At 34.2% G+C, this 25,561-nt stretch carries 16 protein-coding genes; 12 read left to right on the top strand and 4 right to left on the bottom strand.

The features are described 5' to 3' along the window. Window positions 1-224: 224 nt before the first annotated feature. The 8 genes from E0W73_RS06280 (at window position 225) to E0W73_RS06245 (ending at window position 16,075) form a co-directional block, all read left to right on the top strand. Window positions 225-824, top strand: coding sequence for an RNA polymerase sigma factor (locus E0W73_RS06280; RefSeq protein WP_162847671.1), 600 nt, complete (start codon window positions 225-227; stop codon window positions 822-824). 135 nt (window positions 825-959) lie between these two features. Then, window positions 960-2,108: a FecR family protein gene (locus tag E0W73_RS06275; protein WP_135221231.1), complete on the top strand. Its 1,149-nt coding sequence runs from the start codon at window positions 960-962 to the stop codon at window positions 2,106-2,108. Window positions 2,109-2,209: 101 nt separating this feature from the next. Next, window positions 2,210-5,800, top strand: coding sequence for a SusC/RagA family TonB-linked outer membrane protein (locus E0W73_RS06270; protein ID WP_135221230.1), 3,591 nt, complete (start codon window positions 2,210-2,212; stop codon window positions 5,798-5,800). A 10-nt stretch (window positions 5,801-5,810) separates the two neighbouring features. Beyond that, the gene (locus E0W73_RS06265) at window positions 5,811-7,208 is read left to right on the top strand and encodes a RagB/SusD family nutrient uptake outer membrane protein (protein WP_135221229.1); all 1,398 of its coding nucleotides are present in this window, start codon (window positions 5,811-5,813) and stop codon (window positions 7,206-7,208) included. A 65-nt stretch (window positions 7,209-7,273) separates the two neighbouring features. Then, window positions 7,274-9,268, top strand: a complete 1,995-nt coding sequence (locus tag E0W73_RS06260) for a TlpA disulfide reductase family protein (protein ID WP_135221228.1) — start codon at window positions 7,274-7,276, stop codon at window positions 9,266-9,268. Window positions 9,269-9,292: 24 nt separating this feature from the next. Continuing rightward, window positions 9,293-10,684, top strand: a complete 1,392-nt coding sequence (locus E0W73_RS06255; protein ID WP_135221227.1) for an alpha/beta hydrolase family protein — start codon at window positions 9,293-9,295, stop codon at window positions 10,682-10,684. A gap of 248 nt (window positions 10,685-10,932) precedes the next feature. Then, window positions 10,933-13,002, top strand: a complete 2,070-nt coding sequence (locus E0W73_RS06250; protein WP_135221226.1) for a protein-disulfide reductase DsbD family protein — start codon at window positions 10,933-10,935, stop codon at window positions 13,000-13,002. 250 nt (window positions 13,003-13,252) lie between these two features. After that, a complete protein-coding gene (locus tag E0W73_RS06245) occupies window positions 13,253-16,075 on the top strand; it encodes a M16 family metallopeptidase (protein WP_162847670.1) in 2,823 nt (940 codons plus the stop codon). Between the two features lie 364 nt (window positions 16,076-16,439). Here E0W73_RS06245 and E0W73_RS06240 read toward each other — a convergent pair whose 3' ends face one another. The 4 genes from E0W73_RS06240 to E0W73_RS06225 are packed head-to-tail and all read right to left on the bottom strand — an operon-like array spanning window position 16,440 to window position 19,179. Beyond that, complete coding sequence (locus E0W73_RS06240) at window positions 16,440-17,093, bottom strand: response regulator transcription factor (protein ID WP_135221224.1); 654 nt, start codon at window positions 17,091-17,093, stop codon at window positions 16,440-16,442. Window positions 17,094-17,096: 3 nt separating this feature from the next. Beyond that, window positions 17,097-17,870 (bottom strand): sensor histidine kinase, encoded by a 774-nt coding sequence (locus tag E0W73_RS06235; protein WP_135221223.1) that lies wholly within the window; start codon window positions 17,868-17,870, stop codon window positions 17,097-17,099. Continuing rightward, on the bottom strand, window positions 17,867-18,505 hold the full coding sequence (locus tag E0W73_RS06230; RefSeq protein WP_135221222.1) for a hypothetical protein: 639 nt from the start codon (window positions 18,503-18,505) through the stop codon (window positions 17,867-17,869). The genes E0W73_RS06235 and E0W73_RS06230 overlap by 4 nt, the downstream gene beginning before the upstream one ends. 11 nt (window positions 18,506-18,516) lie before the next feature. Beyond that, window positions 18,517-19,179 carry a hypothetical protein gene (locus E0W73_RS06225; protein ID WP_135221221.1) on the bottom strand — a complete coding sequence of 221 codons (663 nt, stop codon included), beginning with the start codon at window positions 19,177-19,179 and terminating at the stop codon, window positions 18,517-18,519. 317 nt (window positions 19,180-19,496) lie between these two features. Here E0W73_RS06225 and E0W73_RS06220 point away from each other — a divergent pair, with 317 nt between their 5' ends. The 4 genes from E0W73_RS06220 (at window position 19,497) to E0W73_RS06205 (ending at window position 25,507) form a co-directional block, all read left to right on the top strand. After that, window positions 19,497-19,904 carry a hypothetical protein gene (locus E0W73_RS06220; RefSeq protein WP_135221220.1) on the top strand — a complete coding sequence of 136 codons (408 nt, stop codon included), beginning with the start codon at window positions 19,497-19,499 and terminating at the stop codon, window positions 19,902-19,904. Window positions 19,905-19,936: 32 nt separating this feature from the next. Continuing rightward, window positions 19,937-21,049 (top strand): matrixin family metalloprotease, encoded by a 1,113-nt coding sequence (locus E0W73_RS21515; protein ID WP_208730528.1) that lies wholly within the window; start codon window positions 19,937-19,939, stop codon window positions 21,047-21,049. 96 nt (window positions 21,050-21,145) lie between these two features. Then, complete coding sequence (locus E0W73_RS06210) at window positions 21,146-21,571, top strand: hypothetical protein (protein WP_135221219.1); 426 nt, start codon at window positions 21,146-21,148, stop codon at window positions 21,569-21,571. A 237-nt stretch (window positions 21,572-21,808) separates the two neighbouring features. Beyond that, the gene (locus tag E0W73_RS06205; RefSeq protein ID WP_135221218.1) at window positions 21,809-25,507 is read left to right on the top strand and encodes a two-component regulator propeller domain-containing protein; all 3,699 of its coding nucleotides are present in this window, start codon (window positions 21,809-21,811) and stop codon (window positions 25,505-25,507) included. Window positions 25,508-25,561 lie beyond the last annotated feature (54 nt).

Here is a 25,561-nt window from a genome sequence, read left to right as displayed (position 1 = left end):
AATAAATGTTTCAAAATAGTAAAAGGCTTTAAATAATATTGTTTAAAGCCTTTGGTTTTTCAAATTTTTTGAAATTTAAGTTTAAGGAAAAGCCAGTTCAAAAACTATAAGAAGTAATTACTTACGGATTCAAAATTTTTAACCTCAAGTTAAATAAGCCATATCCTTTTTACGACAGAAAAGAAGATGACTCCAGTTTGATGATGTTGTAAAATTATATAGATTTGTTTTTTACTTTTAAATCGGCTTTACTTTTTATTTTGGAAATTAATATTGTTTTAGAAGAACTTAAGAAACAAAATAAAACTGTTTATAAAAATGTTTTTGATCATTTTTATAAAGGGCTGGTCGTTTATGCCAATAATTTTCTTTTTGATCAGCAGGCCAGTGAAGATGTTGTTCAAGATGTTTTTATTTCGCTCTGGGAAAATGCGCAAACCATTGAAATTAAAACTTCATTGAAATCTTATTTGTTTGCCATGACCCGAAACAGATGCTTAAATTATCTTAAAGCATTAAAAATTACAGACGATTTGAATTTGATAGATTTAAATTCGATGTTGGTTTTAGATGAAGATCTTGACTTGATTACCGAAGAAGAAAAAAACATTCTGTACCACCAAATTTTAAAAATCATTGAAACTTTTCCCGAAAGTATGCAGCAGGTTTTTAAACTAAAATTTATCGAAAATTACAGCTATAACCAGATTGCAGACGAACTTGGCATTTCTGTAAATACCGTAAAAACACAACTGCAAAGATCTAAAAACAAGATCAGCCAATCTTTGGTTGTAATTCTTGCTTTGCTGTCTATCCGCTCGTAAGAAAATTATTTGGCTTTATCCAAAATTTAATTTTTTCTTCATTTTTTCTTAAACTTTTGTCACCCATATACAGAATTCGATTGTCTTAGATGTAAATTACCATCAAGTAATTGTTAATTTAAAAGAATTCTCAAAATGGATTTTAAACTGATCATCAAGAAAATAAATGATACTCTCAGCCCCGAAGAAGCATCAATTTTTGCTGCATGGTACAATGAGTCTGACTCAAACAGGGAATATTTTGAAAGAGTAAAAAGAAATTATGAAAATGATATTGAGTACATAAATCTGGGTGAAGCTTGGAAGTCTATCAATAAAAGAATCTCTCCAAAGAGAAATCTAAGGCCTTACTATAAATATGCAGTTGCAGCTGCAGTGGTTTTACTTATTGGAATTGGATATTTTGCCCAGACTACAAATTCGGTACCGAGCGTAAATGTTGAAAAAGAAGTAATTCTGACCAACAGAAGTGAAAACGATATCATCCTAACTCTTGCCGATGGTTCGAAGGTAGTTTTAAATGATCAGAAAAATGGAGTCGTGGCAAGTCAGGAAAATGTAGTAATTACAAAAGACCAAGACGGACAGATCAGTTATGATGATAAGGCTGCTCCTCATCCTGGAAAAGCACAGTACAATACGCTATTTATTCCGCATGGAAGAATTTTTCAAGTCAAACTTCCAGACGGTACTAAAGTCTGGTTGAATTCAAAATCGTATTTAAAGTATCCGGTAGAATTTGTTGGCGATAAGCGAATGGTGACTTTAGATGGAGAGGCGTATTTTGAGGTGGCAAAAAATCCCAACAGCCCTTTTACGGTAACAACCAGGTCAGGAAATGTTACGGTTTTGGGAACTCATTTTAATGTAAATGCTTATACCGAAGATCAGAGTTTTGTAACCACTCTCGACGAAGGAAAAGTAGAAGTTTCGGAAACAGGAAAAGATCATGCATCTGTAGTCTTGACTCCGGGGCAACAAGCGCTTTCTGATAAATCATCCTTAAAGGTAAAAAACGTTGCCGTAGGTGTCTATTCGGCATGGAAAGACGGAAAAATTTACTTTGAAAATGAGAATCTTAAAAACATTTTGACGAAAATGGCCAAGTGGTACGACTTTAATGTAAAGTTCGAGCAAAAATCGTTAGAGCAGATTAAGTTTACAGGTCTTGTCTTAAAAGACCAGCCTTTGAATGATTTTTTGAACATCATCAGTAAAACATCCAATATAAAATATAAAATAAACAAAGTAAACCAAACGTATGAAGTAACCGTAAGTAAGTAAAAAAAGAAAACCGGAAAATGTTGCAGCATTTCCCGGCCAGTATTTGTTCAGTCGAAAAAAAGAGTTCGAAATCTATTAACCAACCAAAACATTTTAAAAGTATGAAAAAAAACCTATCCGCAAAAGATTGTGGGGTAAAATCCGCGCTTTGGGATAAATTTCTTGACCTAATGAAGAAATCCCTAATATTAACGATTTTTCTTTTCAACATAGTTGCTTTTGCTTATTCCCAAAAAGTAAGCATAAACGCAAGAAACCTTTCTGTGTCGAATGTTTTAAAAACAATTACGAAAAAAACAAATGTGGAGTTTTTTTACAGTGATGACGTTTTTGATGCACAGAGAATCGTAAATATAACAGTAAATAATGCTGATGTGCTGGCGGTAATCAAAGAATTGATAGGAGATGATTACAAAGCAGAATTTGTCAACAGCAAGTTGATTGTTATATCCTTAAATGCAAAAGCAAAATCAGGAACTGCTTCTGTAATGCAGGAAAAAGTAAAAATAAAAGGAGTCGTAACCAATGCCAAAAAAGAATTTTTGATCGGTGCCACTGTTTGGGTAAAAGGTACAAAAGATGGTGCAATTACCAATTTTGACGGTTCTTATGAAATCATGGCTAAAAAAGGAGACATTCTTGTTTTTGAATATTTAGGCTATAAAAAACTAGAAGTTGCTGTTACAGACAGCTTGATTATTAATCCAGTTTTGTTAGAGGATGTAAGCAAATTGGATGAAGTAAAAATCGTTTCTACAGGATACCAGAAAATTGATAGAGAGCGCTCTACAGGATCTTATGTTGCCATAACAGCTAAAGATTTAGAAAAAGTTCCTGTAAATAATGTGCTTCATAGATTGGAAGGTCAGGTTGCCGGTCTGCAATTAAATATTGAAGATTCTGACAACACTTTTGTTTACGGAAATACGAGAGGATCAGTTGAGGGAAATGGGAGTTATAAAGCTTCCATTAGAGGAAGATCTACTTTTGAGAATGCCGGATCCAATGCAATGCCGTTAATTGTACTGGATGGTACGCCAACTGAGTTGGATATTAGAACTATAAACCCTAATGATATTGAGAAAATTACGTTCTTAAAAGACGCTGCTTCGGCTTCTATTTACGGAGCAAGAGCGGCAAACGGAGTAATGGTAATTGACACTAAAAAAGGAAAACAAGGACAAACGAGAATTAGTTTCTCGCAAAATTATGGTTTTTCAAATAAGCCTTCTTTATCAAAACTACCGTTGATGAATTCATCTCAGGTTTTAAATTTAGAACAAGAATTTGTAGATAAAAATTTAGTTACAGACCCGGCAAGTATAACTTATATGTTGGCTCCTCCTATTAGTCAGGGAATGGACTTGATGTTTCAATACAAACGCGGTGCTATCTCTGAAGCTCAGAGAAACGCTGGTCTAGATGTATTGCGAAATCGTAATACTTATGGACAGGCAGAACAGTATTTATTGCAGGCGGCAACAACTCAGAATTATAATTTATCGTTCAGCGGTGCACAAAATGATTATTCTTATTTCATGTCTGGATCATATTCTAAAGAAGAAACTCAGGCACAAGGAACCAGCGGACAACGTTTGACTTTGTTATCGAATCAGGACTTTAAGCTTTTCAATTATTTAAAAATGACGACAAACTTAAGAGGTTCTATCTTTAAATATAATGAAAATGGTTTAGGACTTAGGCCGTTAGGAATCGATTCAAATACGTTATTGCCTTACAATCAAATTATTGGAGACGATGGGAATTCAGTAAATTATTACCAGCGTTATTACAGCGTACAAACTATTGCGTTGGAACAAGCTGGATATTTACCATGGACTTACAATTATGTAGATGAATTAAACAATAGTGATAGAACCTCAAACGAATTAAATTTTGGTGCTACCATTTCGGCTACAGCTCCTTTATTAAAAGGTTTAGATGCGGTAGGAACTTATTCTATAGAAAATTCGCGTACATCAAATGATAATATGTACAATGAAAATACGTATTACGCACGTGATAGAATCAACTCAGCAACTTCTATAAACAGTAACGGTGATTTAGTACATGCAATTCCGTTAGGAGGTATTTATCAAAATAACGAATTTGGAACGAGCAGTTACACGATGAGAGGACAGTTAAATTATGATGGTATTATAGGCCAGGATCATTTGATTAACGCAATGGCAGGTATTGAAGCAAGAGAAACGAGAGAAAGTCAAGACAGTAGAACATTATTCGGATATAATCCAAAAACGCAAACTTCTGTAGATATTCCATCAATGAATTATGTTGACGTAAACGGATTTAATTATACGCTGCAATATGGTAACCAGCATAAAGATGTTCGTAGAAGATTTTTATCATATTATGCCAATGCAGGTTATACTTACAAAAATAAATATACACTTACAGGAAGTGCCCGTTTAGATGATTATAACAATTTTGGAGTAGATAAAAGATTAAGAAGAACGCCACTATGGTCAACAGGAGCAAAATGGAATGTTAAGGAAGAATCTTTCCTAAAAGACAGTAACTTATTTAACAGTTTAAGTTTAAGAGCGAGTTATGGTTATAACGGAAATATCAATTTAGAGGTCTTTCCTTTTACCAACATAACATTAAATAATTTGGATGATTTTTCACAGCTGCCTTATGCGTCAATAAGTAAGCCGGCAAATCCTAATTTACGTTGGGAAAAAACGGCAATTTTAAACTTAGGAGTAGATTTTTCTATCTTAAACAACAGATTGAACGGTACTGTAGAATATTATAAAAAGAATAGTAAAGATTTGATTGTCGAATTTCCAATTTCTCCATTCTACGGAGTTCAAAATAACACGTTAACGCAAAATGCGGCAACATTATCTGGAAATGGTGTCGATTTAAGTTTAAGCGCGACGATTTTAAAAGCAAAAGATTTTTCTTGGAATTCAGGTCTTGTCGTTACTTATAATACTACAGAAGTAACCGATTCTCGTTTTCAAAATTTCAGTCAGTATTTAAATGGATCAGGAGGAACACCACCAGTTGAAGGCTATCCGTTGAACAGTATATTTGCTTTTAGATCAGCAGGATTAGATGTTACCGGTAGAACCCAAGTATACGATAAGTCTGGTAATATTGTAAACTCTTTTACTTCATTAAAAGACATTGAGGACCTGAAATATATGGGAACAAATATTCCTTCGTATTTTGGAAGTTTTAGCCACACCTTCACGTATAAAAAATTATCATTATACATTTTGGCAACTTATAAGTTTGATTATGTAATGTTTAAACCAACTTATGGAGGTTATGTAGACAGATCAGGAAGATTTAGCAGATACGACTTAAATACAGATATTGACCAAAGATGGAGAAACCCAGGAGATGAGGCTACGACATCGGTTCCAGGAATTGTGGGTTCAAGTGGTACAAGTCTCGTGAGATATTTGTCTTCAGATAACCGTATCATGGAAGGAGATCATATCCGTTTTAGAGAGCTTTCATTAAAATACGATTTAAATGACTTAATCAATAGAGGTTCTATAACAGGTGCTTCGGTAACTTTTACGGCTAGAAATCTTGGTTTCTTTTGGAGAAAAAATAAAGACGGTTTAGATCCTGACTTTTTGCCTTACACAGGAACAAACATGAAATTACCAGCAATGGCCATATACTCAATTGGTTTTAATGTTAATTTTTAATTTTTTAAAGATGAAAAAATATTTAAAATACATCACGATAATAGCTTTGGGAGCAGTTGTTTTGAGCTGTGATAATTACGTTGATATCAAAACAGAGGGTAGATTAATACCTGAAGAAACTGAAAATTACAGATATTTATTAAATAATAGTTACACATTTGACATCAATTATGGAGCTTTAGATGTAGCATCAGATGATATCAGTTTTCAAAATGAAGCACAGACTACTGCATTAAGTGCTTCAGATTACTATCGTCCTTTTGTAAATCAATATAAATGGGCGAATCAAATTTATTTTGATGGTGAATTAGATTATAATATGAATACTATGTATAATGCTTTGTACAATGCTAATGTCGTAATCAATGAAGTAATGCAAAGTAAAGAAGGTACAGAAGCTGAAAAACTAGCCATTAAAGGTGAAGCACAAGTACACCGCGCTTTTATTTTTCTAACCCTTGTAAATGCTTTTGGAAAAGCGTATGATGCTACAACTGCTGCAACAGATTTGGGAATTGTACTTTTTACAACTCCAACAGTTTCAGAAGATATCAAAAGAACTTCTGTCCAAAACGCTTATGATATTATTTTAAGTGATTTGAATGATGCTGTAAATTCAGGATTAAAACCAATTAATTCGGGCAATAATGTAGCTTTTCCTTCTAGAGCCGCAGCTTATGCACTTTTGGCGAGAACGTATTTGTATATGCGCAATTATCCTTTGGCTTTAGAAAATGCAGAAAAATCATTGGCGATTCAAAATACCTTAAACAATTTAGAAGATTATGAGTTTGATGCTTTTCCAACCAGAAGATTTGACAAAGAATTAATTTTATCAAAATGGAATGGCTATAGTTCTTTCACTTATGCGCCGCAAATTCTATCATTAAGTGATGAATTAATTAATTCATTTGATACCAATGATTTGCGTTATGTATTGTTTACACAACCAACCAGTACTTTTAGTTCTGATTATACAATAGGAAGAACTTACGCTAAAGAAGGTTTAACAGGAGAAAGCCGAAATGGAGGTCCAACAGTAGCGGAAATGATGTTGATAAAAGCTGAATGCCTTGCAAGAGCTGGATCAGCTGAAGCTGCAATGGCTGAAATCAATAAGCTTAGACAAAAAAGATTTAGGGCAGCACAATATGTTGCCATGACAGCAACAGACAGCAAAGATGCCTTAATTAAGGTATTGGCAGAAAGAAGAAGAGAGTTAATGGGGCACGGCAATTTTAGATGGTTTGATTTGAAACGATTAAACAAAGAACCAGAATTTGCCAGAACAATTACGCATACTTATGCTGGACAAACATTTACACTAGCACCAAACAGCGATCGCTACCAGATGCCTTATGCTCCAATTTACTACGATTACGCACCAAACTTACAGCAAAATCCATAATTAGATTAATCATACAAGTGCACTCAAACTTTTTTGAGTGCACTAAATTTCAAAAAACAAAAAAAATGAAAATACTAAAACTAGCAGCACTTTTTTTGAGTGTTAATGCAGCTTCTTATGCACAGGGTGAAGCAAAAAGATTTGCTGTTTCTCCTGAAGCTCCAAAATCAGGAGAAGAAATTACCATTACTTACGATCCTGCTGGTACAATTTTAAAAGATGCTAAAGAAGTATCTGGAAGAATGTATACACACGGAAGTTTTAAATGGAAAGTGAGTGACGTTACGTTAAAACAAACTGCCGATAAAAAATGGCAAACCAAAATAAAACTAGCAGATGATGCTGCGCTGATAAACTTTGTTTTTGTTTCGGATACTTTATTAGACAGAGGCGGCAAAGAAACCTATTCTTGGATGATTCCGCCAACCAAAAGCAGTTATTCGGGCTGGGGATTAATGAGAAACGAATCTTTTGCAGACCAGCATCCAAACGTATTAGATCCTGTTTCAAGCATCAATGATACCATTAGTTTGATGTGGATCAATTACGAAATGCAGTACCATCCAGAAAGCCGTAAAGATATTTTTTACGAAGGGTTAAGATTGATGAAAAGCGCAAAACCTGGCGATCCTACAAAACGCATCAAAAGCGAATTACGTTTTATTTTAGCTGATAATCTAGACAATGAACATCAGTATAAAATGCAAAAGGCATTAGATCTTTTAGAACAGCCAGCCAATAAAGCTTTTACCGATTCTGTACAGCAAGTTTTATTGACTAAGTATCCTAACGGTGTTTTGGCTCGCGATTTAGAGATCAAAAAAATATTCAACGAAGCCGATTTCAACAAAAAGGTGGCTCTATATAATGCTTTTGAAAAAAACTTCCCGCAAAGTAAGTTTGAAGATGTTTTAACCGACACGGAAAGCCTTTTCTATGACAAAATGGTTAAGGGAATCATGTATAATTATATCGTAAAAAATAAAGATTATAGTTTTACTTTAAACAGCGTTAAAAATGTTTCCTACTTTATGTTGGTAGATTATGCATGGCATTTGATTTCAATTCCTTTTGACAGAGATCAGGAAGGCAGCGAAAAAGCATCATTAGAAACACTTAAAAAATATGCTGACATCATTATTCCGGAGTTAGAAAGCAGAGAAGCATTTTTACCTAAACAATACGTAGGCAAATTATCTCCTAAAGAATGGCAAGCTCAAGCACTGCAGAATGCAGCAAGAGAATATTTTACCTATGCTAAACTTTTGGAAGTTTTAAAGCAGTATGATTTATCTAAGAAATATCTAGAAAAAATTAAACCTATCATGAAGTTTGATGATGCATCTTACAATGAAGTTTATTCTAGAATGCTTTTGAGAGAAGGAAGAGTGGCTGAAGCAAATGCCTACTTGATTACTGCTGCAAAATCGAATAAAATCACGCCAACATCAATTACAGCTTTAAAAGATTTATATGTAAAAGCAGGTAAAAAAGAGGCAGATTTTGAGGCTTATTTTCATTCTTTAAAAGCAGAAACAAATGATGAGCATAAAAAGAAATTGATTTCAGAATTAATCAATCTTCCAATTGATGGATTTGAAATGGAAAGCAACCGTGGCGGAAAAGTAAAATTAGCCGATCAAAAAGGTAAAATTGTGGTGCTAGATTTCTGGGCAATGTGGTGCGGACCTTGTAAAAACGCAATGCCGGGAATGAATATGGCTGTAAATAAATACAAAGCCGATGACAATGTGAAATTCTATTTTGTGGATACAATGGAATACATCAAAGATTTTAAAGCACAGACTCAGGCTTTTATTAAAGAAAAAGGATTCGATTTTACGATTTTGTACGATAGCAAAAATCCAAAAACTGGAAAGTATGATGCTGTATATGACAAATATTCGAAAGCATTTCATTTTTCTGGAATTCCAGAAAAAATGATCATCGACCAAAACGGAAAATTAAGATGGATGTCGAATGGTTATTTTGGAAGCCCAAGCGAATTGGCTGACGAAATTTCGATTATCGTTGAATATTTAAAAACTGAGAAAAAATAATTTAGTTAAAAAAAAGGTTAAGTAATGAAAATTGTTCATTTTTTATATCTCAGTTTTTTAGTATTGTGCTGTCAGATTGGTTTTTCACAAACCATCTGGCAGGGCCAATACCACTCATCAAGAATTATTGTAAAGGGAGATTTCGATGGTAAAAAGGATTCGCTTTTGTTGAGTATTCCCGAAATGTCTTATGATTCGATTAAAGTCGGTATCAGAAAAAAACAGGATAGCATTTTCTTTAAAAATGAAATGTATAATTTTGTTTTTAAAGGAAAATACAATTCCGATAAAACTGCAATTTCTGGAATTTTCAACAATTATTCTTTTCCGAATGCCGCAATTGTACTGAAAAAACAAAACGAAGTAACGCCTTTGTTTTTTGCGCAACACCCGAAAAAGCCTTATCCGTATCAGGTTGTCGATATGACTTTCTTAGGAAAAAACACCAAACTGACTTACGGAGGAACATTGACGATTCCGAAAGGGAAAAAGAAATATCCGTTAGCGATTTTAATTTCAGGAACGGGGCAGCACGATCGCAATTATACCTTTATGGGAAGGGAATCTTTTACGGTTTTAGCTGATTATCTGGCAAAAAACGGAATCGCTTCTTTGCGCGTAGACGACCGCGGTTTTGGCAAAACAACTGGAGATTTCCAAAACGCAACCACTGGAGATTTTGCCGATGATGTAGAAGAACAGATTGCGTATCTAAAAAGCGAGAAAAACATCGACGCCTCTTTTATTGGTTTGATTGGCCACAGCGAAGGCGGTATGATTGCCTCAATTGTAAGTTCAAGAAACAAAGATGTCAAATTTATGATCAGTCTTTCAGGTGTGGGCGTAAGCGGATTAGAAATGCTGAATCTTCAAAACACAGCCATTCTTAAAAGTTATAAATTCTCAGATAAAGTGGTTGCCAAACAAATGGAAATGTACAACATCATGTTTAATATTGTGTACAATACCAAAGACGGAGAATCGGCACAGCCAGCCATGGAAGTCAAGCTGAAAGAGTGGATGCAAAAGCAGGATTCGACTACTTTAAAAGAAGTACAGTTGTTAGACGGACGAGATCAGACTTTCTTGTACCGTTACGGAAAAGATGCCGACAGAAAGTGGTATCGCTACACCATTCATTACAAACCAGAAAACTATCTTCCGAAAATTACAGTTCCGGTATTTATAGCAAATGGAGATAAAGATATACAGGTTCCAGCTGCTGAAAATATAGATTCATTCAAAAAACATCTCGGAACAAAAGATTTGACAACCAAAATTTATCCGGGATTAAACCATATGTACCAACATTGCAAAACCTGTACACAGAGCGAAGCCAAAGAAATTGATGAAGTTTTTGCCGAAGAGGTTTTAGATGATATTGCAAAGTGGATTTTGGCTCGATATAAAAAGTGACCTAAAATTTTTAAACACATAGAAACATAGGTTTTTCTTTCTTATTAAAAGATAATAAAAGAGAAACTCGTTTCTCAACACATAGCTTTGTGTAAGTATTGCAGGCAACTTTGACAAAGTTTAAAAATCTAATATCTATGCTTATTTAAACAAATGAAATGCCTTTTACAGACAATCAAATTCTATGATTCTATGTGTTTAAAAAACATTTAGATAAAAAAATACAATCAGTATATTTCTCTAACATCATGAAAAAACTAGTCCTTTTTATCGCATTTTTCTTTGCGATCAGTAACCTTACTGCCCAAATTTACGACCCAGTTTCGTTTACTACTTCGGTAAAAGAAATTGGAGAAAACAGATATACTTTGTCTATTATTGCTAAAATTGACAAGGGCTGGCACATTTATTCTCAAAAGGTTCCCTCTGGCGGACCAGCGCCAACAAGTTTTACTTTTCCAAAGTCTAAAAACTACAAAACAATCGGCGCTGTAATCGAGCCTGCGGGACATGAAGTGGATGATCCTGTTTTTAATATGCGAATTAAATACTTTGCAGATAAAGCAGTTTTTACACAGAATATCGAAAGAAAAACAAACGACGCTTTTACAATCAATGCAACTATATTTTTTATGGTTTGCAATGATAACAGCTGTCTTCCTCCAGGCGAAAAAGAAGTGAAATTTACCTTCAAAAAATCAGATAAACCAGTTGTAAACGACGAGGTGGCAAACGAAGCAACAGCAGCAAAAAATACTGATTTGTCTGCAAAAGACGAATCGACTACTAAACAGGATACGACAAACAACACAACAGATTCTGTTAGCATTGCCGGCAAAGACGCTCCTGAAAGTTTGAAAATGGAAAAAGAAACTGCTTCGGGAAAAACAGCCCCTGAAGAAAGCCTTTGGACTTTATTTTTCTTAAGCTTTTTAGGAGGTCTTGCGGCATTGTTTACCCCTTGCGTTTTCCCGATGATTCCGATGACGGTGAGTTTCTTTACCAAACAAAGCAAAAACAAAGCGACCGGAATTCGAAATGCAATAATTTACGGCATTTTTATCATCATAATTTATGTGGTTTTAGGAAGTCTCGTGACCGCTATTTTTGGTGCCGATGCCTTAAATGCTTTGGCGACAAACGTAGTCTTTAATCTCGTTTTCTTCTTGCTTTTATTGGTTTTTGCTTTATCTTTTTTGGGCGCTTTCGAAATCGTTCTGCCAAGTTCATGGCTGACAAAAATCGACCAGAAATCGGAAATGGGAGGTGTTCTCGGAATCTTTTTTATGGCATTGGCTCTTGCTGTAGTTTCCTTTTCTTGTACAGGACCCATTGTTGGAACTTTATTGGTTCAGGCGGCAAGCCAGGCGGGAGTGGCTCCGATTGTCGGGATGCTTGGGTTTTCTTTAGCAATTGCATTGCCTTTTGCCTTATTTGCGGCTTTTCCGGGATGGATGAATTCCTTGCCAAAATCGGGTGGATGGCTGAATTCGGTTAAGGTGGTTTTAGGCTTTTTAGAATTGGCATTGGCACTTAAATTTTTAAGCAATGCCGACTTGGTGCTGCAATTGCATTTATTAGAAAGAGAAGTATTCCTAGCCATTTGGATCGGCATATTTACGGTGTTGGCTTTTTATTTATTTGGAAAAATCCAGCTATCGCATGATACGCCTGTAACTCATATTTCTGTGGGGAGATTGAGTTTAGGAATTATCGTTGTATCATTTGTAGTCTATATGATTCCGGGACTTTGGGGAGCTCCGTTGCAATACATCAGCGGATTTCCGCCGGCAAAACAATACAGCGAATCGCCAAATGGTTTTGGAAATGCAGTAACTCAAAATACAGAAAAATCAAATCTTCCGGAAGGTGCAGAAAGTGGTCCAAACGGAATTCCGACTTTTCACGATTATGACAAAGGTTTGGCGTACGCGAAAAAAGTAAACAAACCCGTAATGATTGATTTTACAGGGTATGCCTGCGTAAATTGCCGTAAAATGGAAGAACGTGTTTGGCCGGATCCAAAAGTTTTGAAGGTTTTAAATAATGATGTAGTGCTGATTTCATTATATGTTGACGACAAAAGACCTTTAGCAAAAGAAGAACAAGTGGTTTCTAAAATTACAGGAAAAGTTCTGAAATATACAGGGCAAAAATGGAGTGAACTCCAGATCCTGAAATACAAAACCAATGCACAGCCGTATTACGTTTTGATGGATCATAACGAAAAGGATTTGAATAAGCCATCGGCATACAATCCGGATATTAACGAATACTACGAATGGCTTCAGGAAGGAGTCCGGAATTTTAAAAAATAACATATAACGTCGTGGTTATTGTTTTTAAACACATAGAAACATAGTTTTTTTCTTTCTTGTTAAGCGATAATAAAAGAGAAACTTGTTTCTCAACACATAGCTTGGTGTATGTATTCCATTCAATTTTGACAAAGATCAAAGACCCTACACCTATGTTTATTTAAACAAATGAAATGCCTTTTATAGACAATCAATATCCTATGATTCTATGTGTTTAAAAAAATTAAACCCAACAACAAAATCTAACAAAATGAAAATCTTTGAATCAAAATATTGGCTTTCTCTCCTTTTAATCGGATTTAAAAGCGTTGCCCAATTTTCGACTACAGTTCCGTTAAGCAAAGACGTAGTTTCGGGAAAATTAAAGAACGGAATGAAGTATTATGTCCTGCATAACGAATTTCCAAAAGATCGTGTCTGTTTTTATTTTGCTCAAAATGTTGGCGCTATTCTCGAAAACGACAATCAAAACGGATTGGCACATTTCTTAGAACATATGGCTTTCAACGGAACTCAAAACTTTGAGGGAAAAGGTATCATAGATATGTTAGAGAAAAAAGGAGTAAGTTTTGGTGCTGACATTAATGCTTACACCGCACAAGACCAGACAGTTTACAATTTGAGCAATGTTCCTGCAAACGATTCAAAACTGATTGATTCTTGTCTTTTGGCTTTACACGATTGGTCTGGTTTTCTTTCTTTAAAAGATGCAGAAATTGATGCAGAACGTGGTGTAATTCGAGAAGAATGGCGTACCAGAAGAAATTCGGATTTCAGGCTTCGTTTGGAAACGGATAAAGTTTTATACAAAGATTCTAAATACGCGAAACGTGATGTAATCGGCGATTTGAATTTGATCAATACTTTTGATTATCAAGTTTTAAGAGATTATTATAAAAAATGGTACCGTCCAGATTTACAGGCTGTTATTGTGGTTGGAGACATAGACGCAAGAGAAATTGAAAAGAAAATCATCGAGACGTTTTCGTCTATCGAAATGCCTAAAAATGCGGCTGAACGTTACTATGTTTCTGTTCCTAAAAACAAAGGAATAAATTATGTTTTGGCAAAAGACAAAGAAGCGCAAGAAACCAATGTTGTTCTGTATTTTAAAAAGGATTTCGATAAGGTAAAAAGCAACGAAACCATTCGAAGAGATTTGGTAAATAATCTGTGCATCGACATGTTGAACAGACGTTATCAGGAATTTATTCAAAACAATGAAACCGCTGTTTTGGCAATCGGAACAGGAACATCTGAAGTTTCGAGATTGACGGATTCTTATTATTTGTATGTTACTCCAAAAAATAATAAAACACTCGAAGGTTTTAAAGAAATGATGGTTGAAACTGAAAGGGCTGTTCGTTACGGATTTTCGCAAAAAGAACTAGACCGCAACAAAGAAGCAGTTTTGAGTTCGTATGAAAACTTATTGAAGAATAAAGACAAGTTTGAAAATGATGCACTGTCAGAAGAATTGGTGAATTATTTCCTAAAAGCAACTCCGTTTGAAAGTATTGAAACACAATATGAAAATGTGCAAAAGAGACTGGCTTCTATCACCTTGGCAGAAATCAATCAGGCGGTCAAGAAAGTGCAGACAACAGATAATATCGTGATGACTGTTACGGGGCCAGATAAAAATGATGCCGTTTATCCTTCAAAAGAAGATTACATCAGCATTATGACATCAGTTAAGAAAATGCTGCTTGATAAATACAAAGAAACAGATACTGATAAACCATTGATTGCTGCAGAATTAAAAGGCTCAAAAGTGACAAAAGAAGCCTCAATTGAAGGAATCTCTGGAGCGAAAAGTTATGTCTTAGAAAACGGAGCAAAAATTGTTTTATATCCAACGACTTTAGCAAAAGACGAGGTTTTGTTTTCAGCTTTCAGTTTTGGAGGAAGTTCGCTAGTTAAAACAGAAGATATTCCGTCGTCGCAGATTGCTGTGAGTTTGGTAGAAAGTTCAGGTTTGGGCAGTTTTAAAAGCACTGACTTGAAAGACAAACTAAACGGAAAAATTGTTGAAATTAAACCGTATATCACAGAATTAACAGAAGGATTTAGAGGTTCGAGCAATCAGAAAGACTTTGAAACCTTATTGCAATTAGTATATCTATATTTTGAACAGCCAAGATTTGATAAAGATTCGTATACGCGTATGCTGACCAATTTCAGCAATTCATTAGAAAATACTTTGAATACGAATCCGAAAGTTTTTCAGGATACAATTTCGCAGTTAAATTATAATCACAGCAAGCGCGTTCCTTTGTTGAATGAAGAATTTCTGAAGCGTTTGAGTTTTGAAAAAGCATCGGAACTTTATAAGCAAAGAATTCAAAACGCAGCCGATTTTACTTTTGTATTTACCGGAAATCTTCCTGAAAATGCCCTTGCATTATTAGAAAAATATATCGGAAGCATAACATCAGATGCAAACAAAAAAGAAAATTTTGCAGACAATCATCTGAATCCTGCTCCAGGAGTTGCCAAGCAATTGTTGGTTCGTGAAATGAATGTGCCCAAGGCAAGCGTTTACATTCGTTTTGTGAAACAATTTCCATACAACTACAAGAATGTATTTACAATGCATATTTTATCTGAATTACTGTCTAAAAAGTATTTGGATTTGATTCGTGAAGAAGAAGGCGGAAGTTACGGTGTTCATGTTTCCAATTCAGTAAGCCGTCTGCCGTCTGATGAATATTCAATGACGATTAATTTTGATAGTGATCCTGCAAAAGAAGAGAAACTAACTAAAATTATTTACGAGCAGATAGATTTAATTCAGAAAAAAACACCAAAAGAAGAAGATGTCCAAGCTGTTAAAAACACGCTTTTAAAAGCAAGGGCAGAAAAGATAATGACCAACGCATTCTGGCTAGGAAATCTCAATAACATGATGCTCAATAATGAATCGTTTAAAGACGACACGATTTATAAGAAAACCTTAAACGAGGTTACGGCTGAAGATATAAAAGCTTTTGCAAAAGAGTTTTTTGCCAAACCAAGTACGGTTGAGGTTATTATGAAATCTAACTCTACCGTTGCTGCACCGCAATATTAAAATAACCCGTTGGGTGTAATTAAAAAATAAAAGCATTTTAACACATAGAGGCATAGTTTTTTGTGGCGAAAAAAGAAAATGGACGAAACAAGTTTCCACACATAGCTAAACTATGTGAATTTAGACTAGTGAAACGCCTTTTTTAAGTTTAGTTAAACTATGTTTCTATGTGTTGAAAATAATTTCACCCAACGAGTTAAAATATTGGTTTTTCATTTCATTTTTTATTTTAGTATTTGAATTAGTAAGCTTGTACACTACATGAGAAACCTATAAAGAGCTGTTTTTGCCAACAGCTCTTTTTTTATGAATATATTCCAAAAAATAATGAATAGACGTTCGAGAAGAATGACTTTTTCCCTGTTTATAAAAAAGGCTCAGTTAAGCGGTGTTTATAAGAAAACAGTACAAGTCCGACTTTTGATTTGATATTGTATTTTTCAAATAAGCTTGCTCTATAGGCTTCGATAGATTTTATGGATAGATTCATAATTTCTGCCATTTGCTCATAGGTTAATTCTCTTTCATCACAAACCAATCTCAGGAAATCAAATTCACGCTGTGTCAAATTAATATTTTCTTTTTTTCCACTATTGTTGTCATACTTGCGTACGCGTTTAAGAATTTCAGAAACGTTGTTGTAACCTATTTTAATGATGTTGTCTATAGCAAATTTCAAATCGTGCGCTGTGCAGTTTTTATGTAAAAAACCTCTAGCGCCATGATGATAAGCGGCATCTATTATTTGTTCGTCAAAATGTTGGGTCAGCAATAGTATTTTGTACTCTTGCTCTTTTTCTTCTAGAGCTTTTAACACTTCAATGCCATTCATGCTAGGCATAGAATAATCCAGAATATAAATATCGGGAGACGGATTTATGGGTAATGCCTGCAAAAAATCATCGCCATTGTCAAATTCATTAATTACTTTGTAATTGCCTATTTTATGCAATAATTCCTTTAGGCCTTGCCTAACAATAGCATGATCATCGATTATACAAATAGTAGTCTGTTCCATACTTTAAATACGTTTATTTTCAGAAAGGGTAATTGCGGTGCCAGACGCTATCTTGCTTGTTACTGTAAAATTGTAAGCAATACTGTCGGCTCTGTTTGTCATATTGATCAATCCCAAAGATAATTTGTCTTTTTTGTCGGAAGAATCAAATCCTTTGCCGTTATCTTCGATGATCATTTTAAAATCTGGGCTTGTGGTTATTGAAATGCTCATTTTAGAAGCTTTGGCATGTTTAAAAACATTGTTGATGCATTCTTGAAAAATGCGATAAATAATGATTTTTTCATTGTCATTGAATCTTTTGACTTCAATTTCTTCAAAAGAATATGAAATGTCGATTTTACTGTTCTTTTTCAGGCGTTTTATTTCTGTGGCTATAGCTTTTATCAGATCTTGCTGTAATAACAATTGGCTGTTCAAGGCATGACTGATGTTTCGTATCGATTTTGATAAATTTCCTAATGATTGTGATATTGGTTCTAATTTTTCTTCCAATTCGGGAGAATCCAACTTCATGTTTTCTATTTGAAAATTGATGTACGTCAGCTGCTGTCCGGCATCATCGTGAAGATCCTGAGAAATGTTGTTCAGTACCTGCTCCTGAGTTTCGATTACGGTTTGAGTAATAGCTTTTTGGAAATTTAGATCTTTCTCATGTAGAATTTCTGTGTATTTTTTTATCTTATTAAAATAAAGACGAATCAGAATAACACAAAAAAACAGTATTAAACCAATAAAAAGAAAGGCGATTATTATTCCTATTACGACTTGATTCATTTGTAGTTATTTTTTTCTCTGTAGATATAAATATTGATTAAAGAATAATAGGCGATACAGACTATATTAACAATGAAAACATATAGCGTAACCTGACCAAATAAAAGCATTTTTGTAACTCCCAAGGGTTTGAATCCCAACAGCAAGCCCATACCGAAAAAGAAATACACTGGCGCAAACAAAAGCAGATAATTGTTGGATAAAAAATACATAAGATTTTCTTCCTTCAACTGCTTGTAGCTTTCATAAATGAAAAGCGAGACATATAAAAGAGCGCCCAAAACGAAGGTGTAATAATTATATTCGTCTACTATTTCTATAATTATAAAGTTGACAACAGAAAAAAGCGCAAAAAGACAGAGTATTACATTGGCCAATTTTTTTCGATTGATGTTTTCTCTAAATGCGAGCATCCAAAAAATGTCGTGAAAAATAATACTGATATTAAATGGTATTCGAATGGGTCTGTTATTGTATACTAGAATAGAATTAATCAATTCTGTAAAAAAAACTACAAAAAGAATGTAAAGCAGATAACGATGCATTTTAATTCTCCGTCGCAGATTCCATAAACCAAAAAGCAGCGTTATTACAACGCATGCTTTTATCGGATTTATGATGTCTAGTATATTCAAATTGTGTTGATTTACAATGGTATATTAAGATTAAGACTTTGATCTTTTTTTGAAGGGTCAGTTGAATAATCGAAAAATGGCGTCTCATTTACCGATTGTCCGTTACGAGAGTTTGCATTGACCTGAATGACAACAACAGGTTCTGTAGATTGATCAATCATGGCGAAACTGAATTGAAATTGGGCATTATCATTGTTTTTGCCATATTCTTTTGCCAAACTTCGTATTAAAGCTGTCGAAAAACGATAATGTGGCCCACCTTCTTTGGATATATATTCATATACCATCTTCACGGTATTAATTTTATCTTCTTTATATTCTATATTTAAATAGGCATCATATCCATGATTTTTTATTACTTTTTTAAGTTCTCCCCAAGTAATAACATACTTTTCTTTTTGATTAGTTATGGTGCCATTTACTTTATGATCTTTTAAAACAGCATCTTCTAGTATTTTGCGTTTAACTCGATCACCATTCTTTTTTAACCATTTTGCTTTTTCTTCGATATTGGTTAATTTATAATAATCGTCCAAAGTCAAAGAATCTATCGTAGAAGCTGAAACTGACGTATCTACAGTAGTTTCAGGAGCAACACCCGTGCTCTCTTCTTTTCCATTTTTACAAGACACAATGGTTAAAATAACCATTAAAATTAGGGTACATTTTTTCATGATTAAAGTTATTTAAGGGTTAATAATTTATTCTTCAAATTTTATAATTATACTCACCTTCATAGTGGGGTAAAACCCTATTTAATCAGATTTTACCCCTATTAATCATTTCGTTAGCTAAAGTAGCGATTTTCCTGTAAATAAAACATAGATTGTTAAAATCTAATAAATTAGTTAAAAAACTACATTTTTCTTGGGTATTTACCCTAGTCGCTAAATTATTGGCAGTGATACTTTTGGAGTGCATATTAGTTTAAATGCAGCCAGGCAGCCGAAAAGGGAATTATAGAGTAGGCAACAACTAAACATTAAAAGTTATGTCTAGAGAAATTAAATCGGCTCCACAGTTGCAAGTGCAAAATGTAGCTCCAAATGATTTTAAAGATCGATTAATAAAGCTGATTCCTGCAGAAATTATCGCTGCTTACATTTCGATATCAGGTTTGATAATAGCTTTTGCGAAGCAAAAACCTGAAGCAGAAAAGTCTCATTTGTTATGGATCATTATCCTTATTCTAATGATTCTTACGCCTGTTTATTTGATTAAAGTTTTGGGAATTTCGAAAAAACGTCAAATCCTGTTTTCGACAATCGGGTTTTTAATTTGGGCTTTTGCAACAGCTTCACCTTATACAAACGATGTACTTGGCTTTTCTTTTGAGTTAATTACTTCTGTAATCTTGATTTTGTACACTTTATTGATACCGCTTTTCTATAAAGGATAAGTAGAGAATATAAATTATTAACTAAAATAAAAATGGAAACAAAGAAAACACCCACAACAGATTCGGCTTTTGATCTGAATACAGCGACATTTCTGCCAGCAGAAGAATATCGACATATTTACAACAACAAGGTAATCTGCGTTACCGATTCTAAAGGTTATCCTGAGCCAGATAATAGAAATCCGAATAAAATTAGGGTAGACGCTACAGACGGTTTTATACCGCTCTGGGATTTCGGGGTAGTGCTAAACTGGCGATTCAGTAAATCGTTTGATAGTTATTTTAAAAATCCTGAAACTGCCAAAAACGGCGTCCGAGATCTTTTTCTGCAAGCAACAACAGGTTGGAAAGATGCCTGTCCTGTTAAATTTCATGAAGTCAAAGACGGATGGGATTTTGAAATCGACATGCATATAGAAGACTGCGATAAATCGGGCTGCGTATTGGCCTCTGCGTTTTTTCCTGGAGCAGGTCAAAACACATTGTACATTTATCCCACCATGTTTAAGCAATCTTATCAAGAGCAAATAGAAACGATGCAGCACGAAATGGGGCATATTTTTGGATTGCGCCATTTTTTCGCCAACATTACGGAAACGAAATGGAAAAGCGAACTGTTTGGAACAGATACTCCTTTCTCTATTATGAATTATGGTGAGAAAAGCAAATTAGAAAACAGCGACATTCAAGATTTAAAAAAATTATATCAATTGGTATGGAGCAACCAATTAACTGAAATTAACGGAACTCCGATAAAGAAATTCGTTTCGTACCATATGACCGAAAATGGAAAAACTGGCTCTTTGGATGAAAATGGGCTAAATCTTGTACAAGTAAATGCTGAAGCTACTTCGGATGGATCTATAAACTACCTACGAGCAGATAATTATTATGTAGATCAGTTCTCGTGCGTAGTGCATGGTTATAGCTACTACAGACTTACCAATATGCATAATACCAGTGCAATTACTGGTTGTGTCACCAAAAGATGGCTTTACGAAGGAAGAGAAGTTTTTGAACACGTACCCTTTACTCTAGAACCCGGAGCATGGAAAACATTTGGATGTTTTTTTGTAACGCCTAGCCAACCAATAACCTTTAAAATCTGTTCCTTTTATGGAAATGTACAAAAATGCAATTGTTGAGAAAATCAGCGAAGTAGCATTATGTAATGCCTTTTAATAAAACTACCAAAAACAATTTCTCCTAATAATCGAATTAAAAACACTAATCCAATAATTATGAAACAAAAAGATTTAAATGTAACTGCTAAGTATGAGGCGGCTATTTATACAAGCGACGTACTTAAGATTGAATTTATTTTGAACAAAGTCATCCATGATCCTGATTCGGTCATTCTTGTTGAACCTGGTAAAAATGAATATTATCTTTTTTATACGGGAACAGCATCAATTCCTGAAGAAAGTGTTGACTTTAAAAGTTTCAAGGCTGAAAGCAGCGAAGTTAAAAAGATTGATCTTCCTAAAGAGTCGTCGACAACTAGAGATCGCTGGACCTCAGAAGTTGTTACGATTCAGCGAGGCGAATTCTTTTTTACAGACATTTGTAATGCAATAAATAAGATACGAAATAAAAATAGCATCAGGATAGCTGTAGAACAAGGCGAAGATGTAAACCGTAAACTGTATTTTTATTATAAAAGATAAAAAATGCTAAAAATGACTTTTAGTCTTCCCTAAAATCACTGAAAAATAAAAACTCTTGAAGATACAACGCACAAGGGTTTTTATTTTTTAGCCTTTTATAAACCATGCGTGATCACAGATACAGATTCTGTCCGTTCAATTGCCTGCGTTTAATTTCATGCTTATTTTTAAACTTAACGCATTATTTATAATTAGATAAAGTGCGTATTGTATCCTTGCGAGTTAAAACAACAAGCAATGAATAGGTCACTTCTATTATTTTATCTTTTTACATTATTCTCATTTGGGCAGCATAAAAAATTTGAAAATTTTACTACAAGCCAGGGCTTGTCCAACAATTCGGTAGCAGATATAGAAAATGATAAAGATGGCGGATTATGGATTGCTACTTGGGATGGCCTAAATTATTTTGACGGATATAACTTTAAGGTTTTTAAAAATAATTTAAACAATCCTAAATCAATCTCTAGCAACTATATTACCCGACTACAAAAAGATAAAACCGGAAAAATTTGGATCATTACGAAGGAAGGTTACGTAAACTGCTATCTCGGAAATGACGAATTTGAAGAGTTTAAGTTTAAAGCTACACCTAAAAATATTTTTTTATCGCACAAAGAAAATATCGTAGTGCAAACTGCTGCGGACTATTACGAATACAACAACAAATCGTTTACAGAAATAGCTCAAAACGATGTAAAAAAAGCCGACTTCGATAATCTGAAAAAAGCTTTGCTTTCTAAATATCCTACATTGATTATCAATGATGTGCTAAAAGATAAATTTGGAAATACATGGTTTGCGACTCGCGAGAACGGATTGTATATCATAACCAATAAAAATAAAATAGAGCATCTTACGGCAGATTTGTATGCACCGTACTCTTTTAAGAATAATGAAATAGAAACCCTTCATCAGGATGGTTTCGGAAATATATGGCTAGGTCAGAAGGATGGAGGTCTAAGTATGGCATTTACAGGTTCTGAGCAAATGAATTCAATTCTGCCGCATCCTGTTAAGCAGCCTTATCTACCAGACGAAACAATTCGAGCAATTACAAAAGATAATAAAGGAAAAATCTGGTTGGGTTACTACACAAGAGGACTCTATTTTTATAACGATAAAAATCATTTTTTTGAAAAATTCGAAATAAGCAAAACCGCATCGCATCCAGATTGGCAAAGAGTAAGAAGCTTGTTTGCATCAAGCGATGGAAGCCTTTGGGCGGGAACTTACAAGGGAATTTTGCGTATTCAGAATAATACATGCACTAGCTACGAAAATAACATGACAGACGGTGTTTCTGTTACTAGGTGTTATTCATTTTATGAGGATCAAAACAAACAGCTCTGGATGGGATGCTGGGGAGGATTAGCCAAATTTAACTTGACGACCGGACGCTTCGAAAAGTTTAAAGGGCAGGAATTGCTGAGTAAATATCACATAAGAAATGTTAAGAAGAATAATGATAATCTCGTTATTTCGACCGAAAATCATGGCGTAATTATCTTTAATCTTGCAAACAATTCCTTAAAGCAGATCACCACAAAAGAAGGCATTTTAGGAAACAGTATTTATGCTGTATTGGTAGACAAGAAATCTAATAATTACTGGATTGCTTCTCTCGGAGGAGTAACGGTTTTTAATGAAAAGACGGGTGTTGTAAAGAATATTACAGAATCAGAAGGATTGCCAAGTCATATGGTCTACGGACTTATCGAAGACGGCGATAAGGTCTGGATGAGCACTACAAAAGGAATTGCTTCTATAGATAAAAATAAATACACCGTTACGGCATATCCTCCTAACCAAGGATGGCAGGGCACAGAATTTTCCGAAGGGGCCTATTATAAGGATAAGGAAGGGAAATTGTTTTTTGGAGGAGTAGAAGGTCTTAATTATTTCAATCCAGAAAATATTTATGCCAGCAATGCTAAAGCGAAAATTAAATTGAAAATCGACGGTGTCGAAAATTCATCAAAAGCAATCAAAAAAAGTTTTAACAGCAATTCTTTAGAAATCGAGGTAATTCCGATTGTTTTTCCGAGGAACAAGAAAACCGATATTTATTATAAACTGGAGGGAAGGGATGAAAAATGGAAGGTGCTGCCTCCAAATAATAAAATAGAATACTCGAACCTTTATTCTGGAACTTACAGCTTTGTTATCAAACAAGGCAAAGACGGAAAACCAGAACCAGCTTATTTTTCTCTCCGCATTGGCAAAGCATTTTACGAATCGATATTTTTTTATATACTCTTGTCGGGTATAATTTTGATAATCTGCATTATAGTGGTTTATGTAAAAAACAAAGCCGCAATTGCACAGCAAAAATATCTGGAAGAACTAGTTGCGGCCCGAACAGCTGTCATCGAAAACCAGAAAAAGGAAATGATAAAAGTAAATGAAGAACTGGATAAAAAAAACAGAAAAATCATCGAACAAAAAGAAAAACTTCTGATTCTTCATAGCAACTTAAAAAAGGAAAATTTCGAAATAGAGAAGTTTAAGGCTTTTATGTTGGCAGAGTTTCAGGAACCAATATCTAAAATTCTTAAAATTTCAAGCACTTTTAAAAAAGATGCAGAAACGCATCGCGATTTAATACTGCAATCAAGCAAGCTGGTAAAACTTATTTCAGAATGGAATTACCTCGAACATGCAAAAGACCTTGGTCCGATAAAAAAATCAACTGCAGACCTTTTTCCTGTCTTTAAGAATAATGTCGAAAGGCTAAAAAAAGACCTACAGCGAAATGAAGTCAATTTTACCTGCGAAATAGATAATTCGGAATGTTTTTCTATCGTAGACGTGCTGCGTTTAAAACTGGCAATGCAGTATTTTTTTAATGACTTGAGCAAGTATTCAGACAGAGACAGCACTCTGAATATTGCGATCGCCTACAAAAGCAATTTTATCGAAATCAAAGCGACTTCGGATAGTATTATTCTGAAAGACAATTGGTACAACATTTCGCACTACAGCCCGTATTTTAAAGCCTTGCAGATTTTACTGGAAGATTTAGATGGAAAATTGGTTCCCTTTTCAGGAAACGATTTTGGTATGACTTTGTGTATTCCGATAGAAATTGTGGATCCTGAGATTAATTTCAAAGAAACCATTTCGTGGAAAAATTTTAATAATGCTGATCAATTTTCGTCTGATAAAAAATCACTTCTAATTTTCGGCGACACCTACAATAATGCGGCGGCGAGCCAAGTCTTGGAAAGCGAAAATTTCAATCTGATTTTTGAAAATTCTGTTTTCAATTTGAACTCAATAATGAAACAAATAGATATTTCGGCTTTGGTTTTGTATCAGGCAGAATTTTCTAAAAAATTGGTTGACTTTCTAAAATTAAATAAAGAAAATTCGAATATCCGAATACCTATGATTTATATCTCAGAAGACATCAATTATGATTTGAATGAAAAACTGTTAGAAATCGGAATCGAAACCCACATTCAGCTTCCGGCTAGCGCATCATTTGTCAGAAAAAAAATAGACAGTTTGATTAATCACAATATTGAGCCTCTGAGAGAACACAAAATCCAAGAGAAAATATTCGAGATTCTTACGGAAGACAATACACATGTCACAGCAAATGAAAAACTCCTGAGAAGGGCTTTAGAAATAATTAAGGAGCAATTGCATAACCCTTCTTTTAATGTCGAAATGCTTGTGGAGGAATTGGGGACTTCGAGAGTAAAATGTTATCGCATTTTCAAGGAAACTTTAAATCAGTCGCCTTCAGATATCTTAATGTCGCTTCGACTGCAAAAGGCTGAGGTTTTGTTGAAAACCAAAAGATTAAACATTTCAGAAATAAGTTTTGAATGTGGATATAATGATCCAAAATATTTTGGACGTTCGTTTAAAAAGTATTTTGGAAAAACCCCGAAAGAATTTAAGGAACTTAAAGAGTACACCGTTTAAAATTTTTGTTAGCCCTGTATTTGTAGAAAGTTAGGGCAATGTTAATGTGCAAAA

It is taken from the genome of Flavobacterium foetidum, assembly GCF_004634245.1.
In the GTDB taxonomy this organism is placed as follows: domain Bacteria; phylum Bacteroidota; class Bacteroidia; order Flavobacteriales; family Flavobacteriaceae; genus Flavobacterium; species Flavobacterium foetidum.
Note: the sequence above shows the minus strand (reverse complement) of the source record. Positions and strands in the feature narration are given on the sequence as shown.

Bases quoted from the DNA above. Each gene is read 5' to 3' on its own strand.
- E0W73_RS06225 (WP_135221221.1), bottom strand. From the start codon at position 19,179: ATGAAAAAATGTACCCTAATTTTAATGGTTATTTTAACCATTGTGTCT.
- E0W73_RS06210 (WP_135221219.1), top strand. From the start codon at position 21,146: ATGAAACAAAAAGATTTAAATGTAACTGCTAAGTATGAGGCGGCTATT.
- E0W73_RS06275 (WP_135221231.1), top strand. From the start codon at position 960: ATGGATTTTAAACTGATCATCAAGAAAATAAATGATACTCTCAGCCCC.
- E0W73_RS06250 (WP_135221226.1), top strand. From the start codon at position 10,933: ATGAAAAAACTAGTCCTTTTTATCGCATTTTTCTTTGCGATCAGTAAC.
- E0W73_RS06255 (WP_135221227.1), top strand. From the start codon at position 9,293: ATGAAAATTGTTCATTTTTTATATCTCAGTTTTTTAGTATTGTGCTGT.
- E0W73_RS21515 (WP_208730528.1), top strand. From the start codon at position 19,937: ATGGAAACAAAGAAAACACCCACAACAGATTCGGCTTTTGATCTGAAT.
- E0W73_RS06235 (WP_135221223.1), bottom strand. From the start codon at position 17,870: ATGAATCAAGTCGTAATAGGAATAATAATCGCCTTTCTTTTTATTGGT.
- E0W73_RS06260 (WP_135221228.1), top strand. From the start codon at position 7,274: ATGAAAATACTAAAACTAGCAGCACTTTTTTTGAGTGTTAATGCAGCT.
- E0W73_RS06245 (WP_162847670.1), top strand. From the start codon at position 13,253: ATGAAAATCTTTGAATCAAAATATTGGCTTTCTCTCCTTTTAATCGGA.
- E0W73_RS06220 (WP_135221220.1), top strand. From the start codon at position 19,497: ATGTCTAGAGAAATTAAATCGGCTCCACAGTTGCAAGTGCAAAATGTA.
- E0W73_RS06265 (WP_135221229.1), top strand. From the start codon at position 5,811: ATGAAAAAATATTTAAAATACATCACGATAATAGCTTTGGGAGCAGTT.
- E0W73_RS06270 (WP_135221230.1), top strand. From the start codon at position 2,210: ATGAAAAAAAACCTATCCGCAAAAGATTGTGGGGTAAAATCCGCGCTT.
- E0W73_RS06240 (WP_135221224.1), bottom strand. From the start codon at position 17,093: ATGGAACAGACTACTATTTGTATAATCGATGATCATGCTATTGTTAGG.
- E0W73_RS06205 (WP_135221218.1), top strand. From the start codon at position 21,809: ATGAATAGGTCACTTCTATTATTTTATCTTTTTACATTATTCTCATTT.